The 15,504-nt window shown below is 41.0% G+C and carries 13 protein-coding genes; 9 read left to right on the forward strand and 4 right to left on the reverse strand.

The genetic code is table 11. From position 1 onward, the window contains the following. Positions 1-264 precede the first annotated feature (264 nt). The 5 genes from AWH49_RS00730 to sda all read left to right on the forward strand — a co-directional run bounded on the left by AWH49_RS00730 (position 265) and on the right by sda (position 6,463). Positions 265-1,419 (forward strand): Zn-dependent alcohol dehydrogenase, encoded by a 1,155-nt coding sequence (locus AWH49_RS00730; protein ID WP_063964336.1) that lies wholly within the window; start codon positions 265-267, stop codon positions 1,417-1,419. Between the two features lie 145 nt (positions 1,420-1,564). Further along, complete coding sequence (locus AWH49_RS00735) at positions 1,565-3,079, forward strand: BCCT family transporter (protein WP_063964337.1); 1,515 nt, start codon at positions 1,565-1,567, stop codon at positions 3,077-3,079. Between the two features lie 136 nt (positions 3,080-3,215). Next, entirely contained in the window at positions 3,216-4,454 is a 1,239-nt protein-coding gene (locus tag AWH49_RS00740; RefSeq protein WP_063964338.1) for an NAD(P)-dependent malic enzyme, read from the forward strand. Positions 4,455-4,966: 512 nt separating this feature from the next. Continuing rightward, on the forward strand, positions 4,967-6,112 hold the full coding sequence (locus AWH49_RS00745; protein ID WP_063964339.1) for a CapA family protein: 1,146 nt from the start codon (positions 4,967-4,969) through the stop codon (positions 6,110-6,112). Positions 6,113-6,316: 204 nt separating this feature from the next. Next, positions 6,317-6,463: a sporulation histidine kinase inhibitor Sda gene (sda, locus tag AWH49_RS21150; protein ID WP_018394399.1), complete on the forward strand. Its 147-nt coding sequence runs from the start codon at positions 6,317-6,319 to the stop codon at positions 6,461-6,463. A gap of 15 nt (positions 6,464-6,478) precedes the next feature. On the opposite strand, the gene AWH49_RS00755 is transcribed toward sda, so the two are convergent. The 3 genes from AWH49_RS00755 to AWH49_RS00765 are packed head-to-tail and all read right to left on the reverse strand — an operon-like array spanning position 6,479 to position 7,861. Further along, positions 6,479-7,273: a nucleotidyltransferase domain-containing protein gene (locus tag AWH49_RS00755; protein ID WP_063964340.1), complete on the reverse strand. Its 795-nt coding sequence runs from the start codon at positions 7,271-7,273 to the stop codon at positions 6,479-6,481. Between the two features lie 22 nt (positions 7,274-7,295). Continuing rightward, positions 7,296-7,625 (reverse strand): type II toxin-antitoxin system PemK/MazF family toxin, encoded by a 330-nt coding sequence (locus tag AWH49_RS00760; protein ID WP_063964341.1) that lies wholly within the window; start codon positions 7,623-7,625, stop codon positions 7,296-7,298. Further along, the gene (locus tag AWH49_RS00765) at positions 7,622-7,861 is read right to left on the reverse strand and encodes an AbrB/MazE/SpoVT family DNA-binding domain-containing protein (RefSeq protein WP_063964342.1); all 240 of its coding nucleotides are present in this window, start codon (positions 7,859-7,861) and stop codon (positions 7,622-7,624) included. The genes AWH49_RS00760 and AWH49_RS00765 overlap by 4 nt, the downstream gene beginning before the upstream one ends. A gap of 335 nt (positions 7,862-8,196) precedes the next feature. On the opposite strand from AWH49_RS00765, the gene lepB reads away from it, so the two are divergent. The 3 genes from lepB to AWH49_RS00780 all read left to right on the forward strand — a co-directional run bounded on the left by lepB (position 8,197) and on the right by AWH49_RS00780 (position 11,486). Further along, the gene (lepB, locus tag AWH49_RS00770) at positions 8,197-8,745 is read left to right on the forward strand and encodes a signal peptidase I (protein ID WP_063964343.1); all 549 of its coding nucleotides are present in this window, start codon (positions 8,197-8,199) and stop codon (positions 8,743-8,745) included. 170 nt (positions 8,746-8,915) lie between these two features. Continuing rightward, the gene (locus AWH49_RS00775) at positions 8,916-10,886 is read left to right on the forward strand and encodes a methyl-accepting chemotaxis protein (protein WP_063964344.1); all 1,971 of its coding nucleotides are present in this window, start codon (positions 8,916-8,918) and stop codon (positions 10,884-10,886) included. Between the two features lie 120 nt (positions 10,887-11,006). Further along, positions 11,007-11,486, forward strand: coding sequence for a hypothetical protein (locus tag AWH49_RS00780; RefSeq protein WP_063964345.1), 480 nt, complete (start codon positions 11,007-11,009; stop codon positions 11,484-11,486). 29 nt (positions 11,487-11,515) lie between these two features. Here the strand turns inward: AWH49_RS00780 and AWH49_RS00785 are convergent, their stop codons facing one another. Then, the gene (locus AWH49_RS00785; RefSeq protein ID WP_063964346.1) at positions 11,516-12,358 is read right to left on the reverse strand and encodes a TetR/AcrR family transcriptional regulator; all 843 of its coding nucleotides are present in this window, start codon (positions 12,356-12,358) and stop codon (positions 11,516-11,518) included. 132 nt (positions 12,359-12,490) lie between these two features. Here AWH49_RS00785 and AWH49_RS00790 point away from each other — a divergent pair, with 132 nt between their 5' ends. After that, positions 12,491-15,499 (forward strand): efflux RND transporter permease subunit, encoded by a 3,009-nt coding sequence (locus tag AWH49_RS00790; RefSeq protein WP_063964347.1) that lies wholly within the window; start codon positions 12,491-12,493, stop codon positions 15,497-15,499. Positions 15,500-15,504 lie beyond the last annotated feature (5 nt).

Raw genomic sequence — 15,504 nt, forward strand, 5'->3', positions numbered from 1 at the left:
ATGTAATAAGTATCAGCCAGCAATTAGATGAAAAAATTATCATGTTGCAAGAATATTATATGGGATCTAATCTAAACAAACAGTGAATTTCCCTTCGAGGCTTACAAATTTACTTGATTCTAAAAGTATCACTTATAAGAGTTAATGAATATTACTAACATTTTATTTTAATGAATTCAATTATTTAATAGACTTCGCTTATTTCTGATAAGTGCCATTCTAGCCTAAAAAATTCACAAAATGATAACGGGGGTATATCTCTAAATGAAAATGAAAGCAGCTGTTTTAAGAGAAGTAGGAAAGCCTTTACAAATTGAAACAATTGACTTAGCTCCGCCAAAATCCAACGAGGTTTTGGTTAAAATCGCAGCTTCAGGTGTTTGTCACAGTGATTTGATTGCACAGGAAAGTCCAGGAACACCAAAACCAGTAGTTCTTGGTCATGAAGGAGCCGGTGTAGTAGTTAAAGTTGGGGAAAACGTAAAAAGCGTAAAGCCTGGTGACAAAGTAACATTGAGCTGGATTCCATATTGTGGTGTATGTGTATATTGTACAAATGGACAAGTACATCTTTGTGAATCAGCATTCGGTCCTATGGAGAAGGGTTTCTTACCAGAGGGAACATCACGTTTAAGTAAAGATGGAGAGATGATTTATCATGATTCTGTTTTGTCAACGTTTGCAGAATATGCAGTTGTTGACGAGATGTCATGTGTGAAACTTCCAGATGCAATGCCGCTAGAGCAGGCAGCACTATTAGGTTGTGGTGTTGCGACAGGTTACGGGGCAGTAGTGAATGCGGCAAAAGTTACACCAGGATCATCCGTTGCAGTGTTTGGCTGTGGAGGTGTTGGAATTAATGCGATTCAAGGTGCACGAATTGCAGGCGCAAGTAAAATAATTGCCGTTGATATGAAACCGCAAAACTTAGAAGCTGCGAAAAAATTTGGTGCTACACATGTTGTGAATCCTGCCGATGGAAATTTAGAAGAAGTGGTTAAATCATTAACGGACGGTGTTGGTGTGCAGTTTGCAATTGATGCAACAGGGAATACGAAGGCAACTGCAAGTGCGTGGGATATTACACGAAAAGGTGGAGTAGTCGTTGTTGTAGGATTCTATACTACGAAAGAATTAACAATTAATGCTGAATTGTTTCACCGCCGTGGAAAAACATTAAAAGGAAGCAGCTACGGAGATATTAATCCACTTCGTGACATTCGAAATCTTGCACAGCTTTATTTAGATGGAAAATTAATGCTTGATGAATTAATTTTAAATACACTTCCATTAGAAGATATTAATAAAGCATTTGACGGATTCCATGATTGTTGTGGAGTAAATGTTGGAAGAACAGTTGTTTCATTTCAAGACCATTCAAAGAACGAAGATGAACAAGAGCTTACTGAAACAGTTTAACTAACACATCTTCTTGATTCATGTCGTTCAAATGAATCAAGAAGATCATTTATGCTACTTATGAAAAGTGGATAAATTTATTATATCTATTTATTTTCCTTTCATCATTTGAAAGGGCTTACTTCAAAACGTGAGGTGGATTTTAATGAAAAAATTGACGCCAGTATTTATTATCTCATCAGTAATGACATTGATTTTTATTATATGGGGTGCTTTAGTACCTGGAAATTTAAGTGCAGTAACTAGTACAATTCAAACGTTTTTACAAGGGAATTTTGGTTGGCTTTATTTAACTGCTGCTACAGTATTCTTAGTTTTTTTACTTTATTTAGCTTTTTCTCGTTATGGTCAAATCAGGTTAGGGAAAGACACTGATAGACCTGAATTTAGTACTTTTACATGGTTAGCAATGGTATTTAGTGCAGGTATGGGAATCGGTCTTGTATTCTGGGGGGCTGCAGAACCAATTAGCCACTTCCATAATCCACCGTTTGGGAAAAGTGAATCTGCTGAATCTGCTGCCCTAGCAATGCGTTATTCATTCTTTCATTGGGGATTTCATGCGTGGGCCATTTACGCTATAACAGGATTAGCGATAGCATATTTTGCATTTAGAAAAGGGGCTTCACAAGTACCAAGTGAAATATTACGTCCAATATTGGGCAATAAAGTAGAAGGTGGACTTGGTCGAGCTATCAATATCATCTTCATCATGGCAACTGTTTTTGCTATTTCGGGTCCACTAGGAATGGGTGCAACACAAATTAGTGGAGGTATTTCATATTTAACAGGTATACAAAATAACTTTACAACTCAAGTAATTGTTATCGGAGTTGTTACAGTTCTATTTATCCTATCTGCCCAAACTGGTCTTGAGCGAGGAATTAAATATTTAAGTAATACTAATGTCATACTTGCGATCTTCTTAATGATTTTTGTGTTTTTTGCAGGACCAACAACCTTTATTATGAATGTATTTACATCATCATTTGGTGATTACATTCAAAATTTACCGAATATGAGCTTAAACCAACGTCCATTTGAGCAATCCTCTTGGTTTCAAGACTGGACAGTCTTTTATTGGGCTTGGTGGGTTGCTGCTGCGCCATTTGCTGGTTCCTTTATTGCACGTGTTTCCAAAGGAAGAACAGTACGTGAATTTGTATTAGGCGTGCTTATCGTACCAACAGTTTTCGGAATATTGTGGTTTAGTATATTTGGTGGTACTGCAATTTCTTTAGAAATGTTTGATCATTTTGGGGTAAAAGAAATTATGGACAATCAAGGAGTAGAGGTTGCCTTATTTACTATATTACAGGGATTACCGTTTGGTACAGTAATATCATTCCTAGGAATTATATTAATTGGTACATTCTTTATTACAACTGCAGATTCCGGAACATTCGTCCTAGCTATGCAAAGTAGTAATGGCAATTTAAATCCATCAAATTCCATGAAATTTACTTGGGGTATTCTACAATCATTAACTGCCATTGTTTTGTTATGGTCTGGGGGCTTAGGCGCAATAGTCAGTGCGTTAATCATTATTGGTTTCCCGCTTGTCATCATTTTGTTACTTACAGTTTTCTCTTTATTGAAGTCCTTTAAAAATGAGACAGATGAAAAAAACTTAAATGAAGAAAAAGAAAAAGTTAGTTAATAGCGCAATAATAAACATTGAAAGTACGAAGGTCTCAGATCTTTATACTTTTTATATAAAAAGTTTACAAACAAAATAGATGATAGAGAAAAAGTCTAAAGGGAAAGAGAATTCGCAACGTTAGGAGAAAGAGAATATGTCAAATTTGCGAGAAGAAGCTCTCAACATGCACAAAGAAAAGAAAGGGAAACTAAGTGTTTCTTTAAAGGTCCCAGTACGTGATGCAACAGATTTAAGTCTTGCATATTCTCCTGGTGTAGCGGAGCCTTGCTTAGAAATTCATAAAGATGAGGATAAAGTTTACGATTATACAATGAAGGGGAATCTTGTGGCGGTCGTATCAAATGGAACTGCTGTACTTGGTCTCGGGAATATTGGCCCGAAAGCAGCCATGCCCGTTATGGAAGGAAAAGCAGCATTATTCAAATCATTTGCAGATATCGATGCATTCCCTCTTTGTCTAAATACAGAAGATCCTGATAAAGTGGTCGAAACAGTTCGATTGTTGGAACCCACTTTTGGTGGAGTGAATTTAGAAGACATTGCGGCCCCTCAATGTTTTGAAATAGAAGCTCGTTTAAAAAAGGTTTGTCAAATTCCTGTTTTTCATGATGACCAACATGGAACAGCGATTGTCACGGTTGCTGGGCTAATCAATGCGTTGAAACTAGCAGACAAAAAAATAGAAGAAGTTCGTGTTGTGATAAATGGGGCGGGTGCTGCAGGGGTGGCGATTATTCATCTTCTTCTTCGTATTGGAGTAAAAGAAGTCCTATTATGTGATACAAAAGGAATTATTTATGAAGGTCGTCCTGATGGGATGAACCTATTCAAGGAGAGATTAGCTCGTCTTACGAATAAGGAATTAAAACAAGGGACATTGTCAGAAGCCCTTTTAGGAGCAGATGTGTTTATCGGCGTATCCGCTGCAGGAGCCGTCACGGAAGAGATGGTTCGATCGATGAATCATCATCCGATTGTTTTCGCGATGGCTAATCCTACGCCTGAAATTTTTCCAGATAAGGCGAAAGCAGCCGGTGCATTCGTTGTAGGGACAGGCCGTTCTGATTTCCCGAACCAAGTCAATAATGTTCTTGCATTTCCAGGCATTTTCCGCGGGGCTTTAGATGTTCAGGCAAAAGAAATTAACGAAGAAATGAAGCTTGCCGCCGTTTATGCGATTGCTGAATTAGTCTCTGAAAACCTCCATGCAGATTATGTGATTCCAGATCCATTTGATCGAAGAGTAGCCGCATATGTAGCTGCCGCTGTTGCAAAAGCAGCAATAGAAACGGGTGTTGCCCAAAAGGTTGTTAATCCGGCAGAAATACAAGACCGATTGCTTATGCTCTCTAAGGAAAAAGAATACGCATAAAAAGCAGAGGATATTACCTCATAGCCATCAGGTTAAGCAAAGCGCTGACAAAAAAGACGTTTTACAGAGAAGTTTTGATGTAACCTTCCATTAGAAGTCAATGGGAGGTTTTTTATACTATTTCATCGGCGTTTCCGACTAACGAAAAAACGCCAACGATAACACTTGATAGGTAGATTATTAAAAATGTATAAACATTGAAAAATAGACTATTTGTATCCTGGCTAAACCAACCGAACCGATAAATTCGTGAGTGTTCATTGGTTGGTATCGTAAATAACCTTTCTATTACAATAAATCTAACAAATGAAAAAAGAAGTAACCCCCCAAGTTAAATAGTTCATTTTAAAAATGAATCACTCCTGATTAAAATATAACCATTTTTATGGTGAAATGATAGATCAATTTTAACAGAATAAGTTCGTATATTACTATAATTTATCTAGTAAGGTCTGCTTATTTTGGTTTTTTATAGTATAATAGTAAAAAAGAATCAGGGGGCATATGTTTACATGACAGGGCAAAGAAGTGGGGGAATACGGAAAAAGCGTCGGCTGAAACGGTCGATACGGCTCACGGTAGCAGCATTTTTTTTATTGATTATCGGGGCGCTTATGGTGAATGTGGTGGCGACAAAGCAAGAAGTGAGCAATGTAGAAATTGAGCAGCAGCCGAAACAAATAGTGGAACCGAAAGAGCCTGAAAAAACAGCGATTACGATTAGCGCAGCCGGCGATTTTACGCTTGGTACGGATGAGGCGTTTACATATGAAGGATCATTTCCACATGAGGCAGAAAAAAATGGATTGTCCCACTTTATCGGTGGACTCGGTGGTGTGTTTGAAGAAGATGATCTGTCGACGGTTAATTTAGAAACAACATTAACAGAAGCGACGGAAAAAGCAGTGAAAAAGTTCCGCTTTAAGGGAGATCCAGCGTATGCGCAAATTTTGACGATGGGCGGTATTGAAGCGGTCAACTTGGCGAATAACCACATTTATGATTATTTGCAACAAGGATATGATGATACGATTACGAATCTGGAAAAAGAACAAGTCGGGTATTTTGGCTATGATAATCAATTTGAAACGGAGATTAAAGGCGTAAAAGTCGGTGTGCTCGGCTATGAAGGCTGGCAGGATAGCGCAGAAATCCGTGAACAAGTTGAGGGAGATATTCAGAAGTTGCATAATGATGGCGTGGAAATCATCGTCGTTCATTTTCACTGGGGCGTTGAACGAAGCTATGTGCCGGAAGAGTCGCAAAAAACACTTGCCCGGTTTGCAGTAGACACGGGAGCGGACCTCGTTGTCGGTCATCACCCGCATGTCGTGCAGGGAATTGAAGAGTATAATGACAAGTTTATCGTCTATAGCTTAGGAAACTTCATGTTCGGCGGCAACCGGAACCCAGCTGATAAAGACACATATGTGTTCCAGCAGACGTTTCATTTAGAAGACGGAAAGCTGACGGATGAGAAAGAAGTAAAAGTCGTGCCGTTTTCGATTTCATCCTTAACCGAGCGAAATGACTACCAGCCGACTCGTTTAAATGGCACTGAAAAAGAACGGGTGATGAATAAAATTATTGACGTATCGAACCAGATCAACGGAACGAACGTTGACTGGATGAAATATGAAACAAAACCGTCCAATTAATGGGCGGTTTTTTGTTGCGTACATGTTGAAAGAAAGGGCTCTTAATCTTGGTTCATTTATCTAAGAAATGCGCATATAGATTTCTTTTACCCAGGGAAAAAGCAAGATAAACAATATTTCGAAAAAACAAAAAATTTTTTGAATGTTTTATTCTTTAGGAATAAAGGTATATTAATTGTAACAACTAGGAAAGGACAGAGAAAAATGAAAGAAAAATCAGATAAATTTATTATATCAGCATATAATAGAGCAGTAGAGCTCCAACTTGAAGAAGAATTTATACGAATTTTAGAAAATGAACTCGAGCGACGAGGGATTAAATATAGATTTTACTGCGCACAACGTATGTGATATATGAACCAAGTTTTATTTAGAAAATCCCCAAACTTCTTCAAGGGTATTCCGAAAAAGCTGATCGAGCTGTGGGGTTGGGTCCGGGATGTGGAAACTGACGCTTTTGGCGTACGCTTCAAGCATGATCAATTCTTCTGTCAAAAAAGTATTGATCATGCTGACTTTAGGCTCGAGCTCAAGTTCGTCACCAGCGATTTTTCGTTTAAGTAATGTTTCGATTTCTGTTTTTAACGGTCCGTTCGGTACGATGCGTTCAAGCAGTGTGTGAAATTCGAGCGGTGGGAATTCATTGTACTGCTCAATCCATTTTGCAGCGAAGACCGGTCTGAGCACGTAAAAATATTTTTTGATTTTCACTTGTTCCCCTTGCAAAAATTCACGGAAGTTTTTGTTCGCCATATTCAAGTAATGATACAGGCAGGAAGAGGGAATAAAAGTGACCTCACTCAACGTTTTCATCCGATCAATCGTCGAAAAGGCTTCGTAATACACAATGTTTGACCGCAGCCATTCAAGCAGCGGCGGATTTGATTTGCGGAACAATTTCAATGCTTTCGTCAGCTCCCAGCCGCTTACATCAAGCAAATCGTTGATGGGCAGCTCTATGACGTCACGTTTTTTGCCGACACCGACTGGATCAATGCTTAAATAATAATTGGTTGGATGCACGTAAATAAACCGAACATCATAATCACTGTCTTTCGATGGAAATCCCCACGCCCGACTGCCAGATTCACATGCGTACAATATTTTCACATTGTAATCTTCTTCGATTTTTTTCAGTGCATCAAGGATCGTTTTGTTCATTACGAACACCTCCAATTCACCATTAAAACTCACTTACGATAATCTCTTTTACCTCTTTCATCACATCATCAGGCAGCTTTTCGACAAAGACGGCATTTCGAGCGGCAAGATCAAGCGATTTGATGTGCTGACAAAGAATAGCTCCGGTTGTGTTTGTTCGATCATCTAAATTGACATTGAGAGGAAAGTCAGATTTTGAATTTGATATCGGGCAGACAAGAGAGAGGCTGCTTAATTTATTAAAAAAGTCGTTGCTGACGATGACGGCAGGCCTTCTTCCGCTTTGTTCATGCCCTTTTTGGGGGTGAAAGTCGAGCGTTACAATGTCGCCTTGTCTGGCTTTGTAGGTCATTGTTCTTCACCAATGTTTTTACCTATGTCCAGTTCATCCATTTCATGTTGTACGGTTTTCAAATTATATCCAGAAAATCGTTCTTGAATGCTCATCGGACTGTTCTTTTTCTTCATGAACACTCCTTCTTCTTGCACGATAAATGAAAGGATATCACCAGTATCTGCATTTAGCGCCCGACGTATTTCAATAGGGATTGTAATTTGGCCTTTACTCGTTACTTTTGCTTCGCTCATCTTAATCACTCCTTACTTTTCCTTACTTTACTATATGTGATGATGTGCATTTCGTCAATTCGCAAACAAGAATAGGAATAGTTAAAGTGATGATAAATTTGGGACAGAAGAATAAAAGTAAGTAAAGCGAAATAATAAAAAAGTTATTATCTGAGTTAAATATTGGTTGAATTGCAAATAAAGATTATGGTATTCCATTGATAGCAACATATGTTTTCGACAAAGAGCCATATCTTCATTAAAGACTTTTATCTAAACGTAGTGGGATATGAATTTCGGCAAAAATAAATTACAATAATGTTATAATAATTTGGAAATAGAAAGGATGTGTGTGTATGGAGCAGGAGTCGATGCGGTCGGAGATTTTGTCATGGATTAAGGCGATTGTGCTGGCGGTTGTCGTGACGGCTGCATGTAAGTATTTTTTCTTTGCGGGCGTTGTCGTACACGGGGAGTCGATGTTGCCAACGTTTGAGGATAAAGATAAAGTGATTGTAAGCAAGATGACGCAGATTGAGCGGTTTGATCAGATCGTGTTTCATGCGCCTGATTCCGAAGATAATTACATAAAGCGTGTTATTGGTGTGCCAGGTGATGAAGTCGAAATGAAAGATGATATTTTATATATAAATGGAAAACCGACAGCAGAGCCTTATTTAGATGAAAATAAGAAGAGCCTGATGATCGGACAGAAGTTGACCGCTGATTTTACGTTAGCGGAATTGACGGCTCATGACACGGTGCCGGACGGGTATTTGTTTGTGCTTGGTGATAACCGGACGGTGAGCAAAGATAGCCGGATTTTCGGCTTGATTCGTGAAGATTCGGTGATTGGTGAAGTGCAGCTGCGGTTTTATCCGCTGAGTTCGATTGAGGCTTATTAAAAAAACGTTCCGCGCCAGGGACGTTTTTTTGTTTACATGTTAAATGGATGTTAAGCAATAGAATATTTTATTTTTGTAAAGTTTAAAATAATTTCAATAGGCAGAATTGATGGAATCATATAAAATATTATAATGGGTGGGTATTTTAACCTAGAAAGGAATACGATTTTATGTATATCTCGATTAGATGGAAAATATTAATTCCGATCATTTTTTCGCTCGTTCTTGTGTTTGCAGCGTTCTCGTTTTTTTTAACGAATCAGATGGAAAAGTCGCTCGTACAAAAAGGAGAAGCGGTCGTATCATCAATTCAGTTTGGATTGGAAGATATAATTGTGGCACGTGAGACAGCGGAATCGATACTGGAAAAAGAAATGATTGGCCAGGCGGCGATGACATCGCTTTTGTTTGAGAAAGGAACAACGTATGAGGAGCTTGTTGCACTTGCTAAGAAATCTGGTCTTGATGAGTTCTGGATTACAGATGAAAAGGGGAATACGGTTTTAACAAATATGGCCCCGTCTGTTGAGTTTAATTTCGGAAGCGATCCGGATGGACAGGCATATGAATTTATGAAACTTTTGACGGGTGATGAAACAGTCGTGACGCAAAAAGCTGCGGTGCGTTCGCTCGATGACAAGTTTTATAAATTTGTCGGGGTAACAGGCTGGGATGATTTGCGCATTGTGCAGGTTGGACGCGATGGAGCGATGCTGACGGAGCTTGATCAGCACATTGGCGTTGTGCCGATGATCGATAGTTTGAAAAATGAATTAAGTGACGAAGTGAAATACGCCGCTGTTTTATCAGCTTCAGGTGACGTGGTGGCGTCCACGAATGAATCGGTGTCACTGGGAACAGGCTTAACGGATGGAAAACAGTGGAAGGGCACTATTGATGGAAAAAGTGTTATGTATTTTGGGAAGTCGCTATCTGACGGGCAAATGCTTGTCGTGGCGCTATCCAATGAAGTCATGCAAACGGTGCAATGGTATACAGGTTTGGCGGCATTGATCAGTGTGATGCTTGTTATTTTTATTACATATTTTTTTGTGAGACGATTGATGAAGCCTCTCGACGTGATGAGGGGATCGCTTGAAGAAATCAGTAATGGGAAAGGTGATTTAACGGCACGTCTTCACGTATCAGGAAATGATGAAATCGGCAAGCTTGCATCTGCATTTAACAAAACAATTTCTGAAATACAAGCTATTATCGTTGGGGTGAAACAAACAGCGTCGCATGTGGTGGAGTCAACGATGTCATTGTCGGCATTGACGACGGCGACGACAGATGAAACAGTGTTTATGTTGGAATCGGTGCGGCATATTGAATCGGGCGCGTCGACACAGACGGCGATGACTGCTGACTGCGTACAGACGACAACGGCTCTGGCGCACAGGCTTCAGGACATAACGGAAGCGTCAGGAGAATTATTCGGCCAGTCAGAGAAAACGAAAGAAGCGGCTGAAACAGGCCAAGGCATCATTATAGAGGCAATCGGGCAAATGAACATCATTGATGAATCCGTTCATGCTTTGTCGGCAACAATTGACGTTCTTCAGTCAAATACAGTGGAAATTGGCTCATTTCTGTCCACGATTTCCGCCATATCCTCTCAAACAAATTTGCTGGCGCTGAACGCTGCGATTGAAGCAGCACGTGCCGGTGAACATGGACGAGGATTTTCCATTGTCGCTGCTGAAGTTCGAAAGCTTGCAGAACAGACAGACGATGCGACGGGGCAAATTCAGTCATTAATTAGTCGAATACAAGAGGAAGTAGAGAAGTCCACAAAACGGATGACTGAAAGTAGCGAGTATGTGGGAAAGGGAAAAATAATTACAGAAGAAGCGGGAAAATCATTCATGAATGTGCTTGAAGAAATTCGTGGCATGGCGGTAAAATTGAAGGCAATCACGACTGCGACAGATGAAGTAGCAGCCGGTACGGAAGAGGTGAACGCTGCAAATGAAACGATTGCAGGCGCATCCAATGAAGCACAAAGCCACATTGAAGACATTGCTGAAAAATGCACGGTGCAAAGTGAACGGATGACCGAGATGGGTACGAGTATTCATGAACTGCGTGAAAGCTCCGAACAACTCCACAGCAGTGTCCATCATTTTAAAACAGACTAACCTAACCGATCGTTTATGAGCAAATTAGTGGAAAATGTGTAGAGGAATAGCGTTGCGATTAAAATGTGACAGTACGTGTGATATACTTGCTACTCATAAACAAGAGAAAAGAGGCAAATCATGCTCACATTTGAAGAAAAAAAAGCGATTATTGAGACATTCCCGCAGTTGACGGCAAAAGATGTTTCGATGAAGCGCATCAATTACCATTTTGAAGACAGTTTGTATGAAAAAACAGTCGTCGTCCATCATCTGCATCCGAACGGAAATGGATTCGTTTTCGTCGCCGATTTGCCAGGCTATGAGGTAAATGATAAAGGACTTGTCAACATTCGTGAGGCAAGTGAAGCGGAGCTGCGCGCAGCGATTGCGGATTCAATTCGCTATCTTTCGGATAAACCGGAAGATGAAGTCATCGAACAAGTACCACTTTCCGAAGAGCAGGAATGGCGGAATCGAGACGGGCAAACGCTTCTCCTTGTAAACGAAGATTTATTGTGGAATGTATACACAGGACTGAATTTAGAAGAAAGTTTTGAATCATTTAAAGAGGCGGAACGGTATTTGTTAGAAGAAGGGTTCCGCCTGTATACGAAATAAATAAAGAGCCGCTCCTAAGAGGAGACGGCTTATTTTATGTGGTAATACTCTTTGATGAAGTGCATAAATTCATGAAGTCCCGGCTCGTCTCGCAAATTGGCGAGCATGCCGCGCAGGACGGGAAGGCGCGGTGATTCGCTTTTTAATTCTTGCTCAATGACATCGAGTGAGATTAAAATATCTTCGTCTTTCCAATCAATTTTCAACCCGGCGAGCCAGTCGAGGATCGTTTCGTCATTCAGTTTGTCTTTAAACAGCTCATTCATGACAGCCGGATCAATGATAGGGCGAGCGGCTCTTTTTCTGAAGCCTGCTTCCATATCGTCTGCACTGTGTAAGAGAAATATAGCAAATTGGTGATAATCGATTTCGGCTTTGTCGATCATCATGACATGAATAAACGACTGCTGAATGCCTTGCAGCGCAATGGACAAATCCCAGAAATACGGTTTGATTATGTCACCGTAAATGGACATGAGCCGTTTTCGATAAAACCGATGCGTTTCCAGCCGCATTTTGAAAATAAATGCTTCAATTTCATCGTTAAACGGAATGGCATTTTCCCGTGCTTGCATAATGAGAAATTCCTTATGCTGATGGATTTCGCGCACCTGACATTCGATTTGCTTCACAAATTTGTCCCGTGGTGTTAAATCCTCCTCTTCAATGGCGATCAATTTATCGTACATTAACTGAAAATAATAATGCAAAATGGCAAGCAGGAGTGCTTCTTTTGATTTGAAATGCAAATAAAAGGCGCCTTTTGATATGCCGCATGTGGTCGCAATTTCTTGAACGGAGGTCGCGCTGAATCCTTTTTCTGCAAATAATTTTATCGCTTGTTCAATGATGTATTTTTCTTTTTCGTTCATGGTAGGTCACCTCATTGGTCTATTATGACCTAATGGTCACCTTATTGAAACAATTATTTTATTGACGGTTGACCAATCGGTCATATATATTTATAAAAAAGGGTGACCAATTGGTCAAAAAGGAGATTTTTCATGAATGGCTTGATTCATTTCGTCTTAAAAAACAAATTCGCTGTTTGGCTGATGACGATTATTATCACCGCTGCGGGTTTGTACTCCGGGCTATCGATGAAGCTCGAGACAATCCCAAATATTACGCCGCCGATTGTGACGGTCATGACGGTGTATCCAGGTGCGACACCCGAAGAAGTGGCGGATAGTGTATCGGAACCAATTGAAAAACAGCTGCAAAATTTAAATGGCGTGAAAGTCGTCAGTTCGACGTCGTATCAAAACGCGTCGTCTGTTCAAGTGGAATATACATTCTCGACAGATATGGAAAAAGCGGAGCAGGAAGCAAAAGAAGCACTCGCTGATGTGGATTTTCCGGAAAATGTACAGGAGCCGGACGTTTCCCGCTTGAGCATTAACGCATTTCCGGTCATGGCGCTCAGTATTTCCGATGAAAGCCTGACACTGAGAGAACTGACGACAACGGTGGAGGAAGAGATTTTACTGGAAATTGAAGGGGTGGAAGGGGTTGCATCGGTTCAAATTTCCGGTCAGCAGGTGGAAGAAGCGACGCTTGTCTTCAACCAAGAAAAATTGGCGCAGCTTCAATTAGATGAGGAAACGGTTAAGCAAATGATTCAGGCGTCTAATATGAAGGCACCGCTCGGATTATTTACGTTTGGCAATACAGAAAAATCGGTGATGGTTGACGGTAATATCTCGACGCTGGAAGATTTGAAAAATATGCAAATCGGTCCAGTGAAGCTGTCTGACCTTGCAGATATCGAACTTGTCGGAAAAGCAGAATCGATTTCGCGAACGAACGGTCAAGAATCGATCGGTTTGCAAATTGTGAAGTCAGCCGACGCGAATACGGTAGATGTTGTGAACGCTGTGAAAGAGAAGGTCACAGAATTTGAAGCGGATATAGATGGACTGACGGTTACATCGACATTTGACCAAGGTGCGCCAATTGAAGAGTCGGTGAAGACGATGTTAAGTAAAGCATTATTTGGTGCGTTGTTTGCTGTTATTATTATTATGCTGTTTTTACGTGATGTGCGTTCGACGGTTATCTCGGTTATTTCGATTCCAATGTCGATTTTGATTGCGCTCATTTTGCTGAAGCAGATGGATATTACGTTAAATGTAATGACGCTCGGTGCGATGACGGTGGCGATTGGCCGTGTTATTGATGATTCGATTGTTGTTGTGGAAAATATTTATAGAAGGTTGTCACTTGAAGGAGAAGCATTGAGGGGCAAGGAACTCATCCGGGAAGCAACGAAAGAAATGTTTGTGCCGATTATGTCTTCTACTGTTGTGACGATCGCGGTATTTTTGCCGCTCGGCCTCGTTGAAGGGACAGTCGGGGAGTTGTTCTTGCCATTTGCGTTAACGGTTGTGTTTGCGCTTTTGGCATCGCTTTTGGTGGCGGTAACGATTGTGCCGATGCTGGCGCATACGATGTTTAAGCGTGGGGTAAAAGCGAAGACGCATGAAGAAAAGCCGGGAAAAATGGCAGCATGGTATAAATCGGTGTTGAACTGGACGTTGAATCATAAAATCATTACGTTTTTAGCGGCGATTTTGCTTCTGGCGGGAAGTTTTTTGCTCGTGCCGAAAATAGGCGTCAGCTTTTTGCCAGGTGAAGAAGAGAAAATGGTCATTATGACATATTCACCGGAACCGGGCCAGACACTTGAAGAAGTGACGGATATTTCAACGGATGCAGAAAGCTATTTCATGGACATTGAGGATGTCGAGACGGTTCAGTATTCAGTCGGTAGTGAAAATCCGATGAATCCCGGTCAAACGAACAGTGCGATGTTTTATGTGATGTATGACGCAGAAACAGAGAATTTTAGTGAGAAAAAAGAAGATGCCATCGCTGATTTGCAGGCGAGTGTTGATAAAGGCGAATGGGCGTCGCAAGACTTTTCTGCAAGCGCCGGCAGCAACGTGATTGCAGTGAATGTATACGGCGAAACGATTGAAGACATTGAGCCGGTTGTCGGTGAAATTGAAGCGATTATGAACGACAGCGACTCATTTAAAAAGGTTGAAACGGGGCTAGCTGATTCGTATGAAGAGTATACACTCGTTGCCGATCAAGAAAAACTGGCCGCAGCAGGTTTAACAGCGGGTCAAATTGCGATGGAACTAAGTCCTATGCGAGAACGTCCCGTATTGACGACCGTTGAAAAAGATGGCGAGGATGTCAATGTGTATTTGGATGTACCAGTTGAGACGTATGAAACGATTGAAGATTTAACAGGGAAAGAAGTGACATCACCGCTCGGCACGTCCGTTGCGATTAATGATGTGATGACGGTAGAAGAAGGCAAGACGTCTGATACAGTATCACGCCGTGATGGAAAAGTGTTCGTTGATGTAAGCGGTGAGCTAGAAGGCGATGATGTGTCGGCCGCGTCAGCTGATTTGCAGGCGGAACTTGATGCGCTTGATTTGCCATCTGGTGTAGACGTATCAATGGGTGGTGTGACGCAAGATATTAATGAATCCTTTACGCAGCTTGGTTTGGCGATGTTGGCCGCTGTCGCGATTGTGTATCTCGTTCTTGTGATCACATTTGGCGGCGGACTTGCACCGCTGGCAATTTTGTTCTCCCTTCCGTTTACAGTCATCGGTGCACTTGTAGCATTGTTGATTGCGGGTGAAACGATTAGTATTTCGTCCATGATCGGCGCCTTGATGCTAATAGGAATTGTCGTGACAAACGCGATTGTATTGATTGACCGGGTCATTCGTAAAGAAAAAGAAGGATTGCCTGTGCGCGAGGCGTTGCTTGAAGCAGGGGCGACACGATTGCGGCCGATCTTGATGACGGCGCTCGCTACTATCGGTGCCCTGTTCCCACTCGCTTTAGGACTTGAAGGTGGCGGATTGATTTCAAAAGGATTAGGTGTCACGGTCATCGGTGGATTGACGAGTTCGACGTTACTAACGCTCGTTATTGTCCCGATTGTGTATGAAGCGTTGTCGAAATGGATGAGGAAAAAAGCATAATTTGA

The sequence above is a fragment of the Domibacillus aminovorans genome, from assembly GCF_001643235.1.
Taxonomy (GTDB): Bacteria; Bacillota; Bacilli; order Bacillales; family Domibacillaceae; genus Domibacillus; species Domibacillus aminovorans.

Excerpts from the sequence above, each read along its gene's own strand:
- AWH49_RS00775 (WP_063964344.1), top strand. The coding sequence starts at position 8,916 with ATGTATATCTCGATTAGATGGAAAATATTAATTCCGATCATTTTTTCG.
- AWH49_RS00785 (WP_063964346.1), bottom strand. The coding sequence starts at position 12,358 with ATGAACGAAAAAGAAAAATACATCATTGAACAAGCGATAAAATTATTT.
- AWH49_RS00730 (WP_063964336.1), top strand. The coding sequence starts at position 265 with ATGAAAATGAAAGCAGCTGTTTTAAGAGAAGTAGGAAAGCCTTTACAA.
- AWH49_RS00755 (WP_063964340.1), bottom strand. The coding sequence starts at position 7,273 with ATGAACAAAACGATCCTTGATGCACTGAAAAAAATCGAAGAAGATTAC.
- lepB (WP_063964343.1), top strand. The coding sequence starts at position 8,197 with ATGGAGCAGGAGTCGATGCGGTCGGAGATTTTGTCATGGATTAAGGCG.
- AWH49_RS00735 (WP_063964337.1), top strand. The coding sequence starts at position 1,565 with ATGAAAAAATTGACGCCAGTATTTATTATCTCATCAGTAATGACATTG.
- sda (WP_018394399.1), top strand. The coding sequence starts at position 6,317 with ATGAAAGAAAAATCAGATAAATTTATTATATCAGCATATAATAGAGCA.
- AWH49_RS00765 (WP_063964342.1), bottom strand. The coding sequence starts at position 7,861 with ATGAGCGAAGCAAAAGTAACGAGTAAAGGCCAAATTACAATCCCTATT.
- AWH49_RS00740 (WP_063964338.1), top strand. The coding sequence starts at position 3,216 with ATGTCAAATTTGCGAGAAGAAGCTCTCAACATGCACAAAGAAAAGAAA.
- AWH49_RS00790 (WP_063964347.1), top strand. The coding sequence starts at position 12,491 with ATGAATGGCTTGATTCATTTCGTCTTAAAAAACAAATTCGCTGTTTGG.
- AWH49_RS00780 (WP_063964345.1), top strand. The coding sequence starts at position 11,007 with ATGCTCACATTTGAAGAAAAAAAAGCGATTATTGAGACATTCCCGCAG.
- AWH49_RS00745 (WP_063964339.1), top strand. The coding sequence starts at position 4,967 with ATGACAGGGCAAAGAAGTGGGGGAATACGGAAAAAGCGTCGGCTGAAA.
- AWH49_RS00760 (WP_063964341.1), bottom strand. The coding sequence starts at position 7,625 with ATGACCTACAAAGCCAGACAAGGCGACATTGTAACGCTCGACTTTCAC.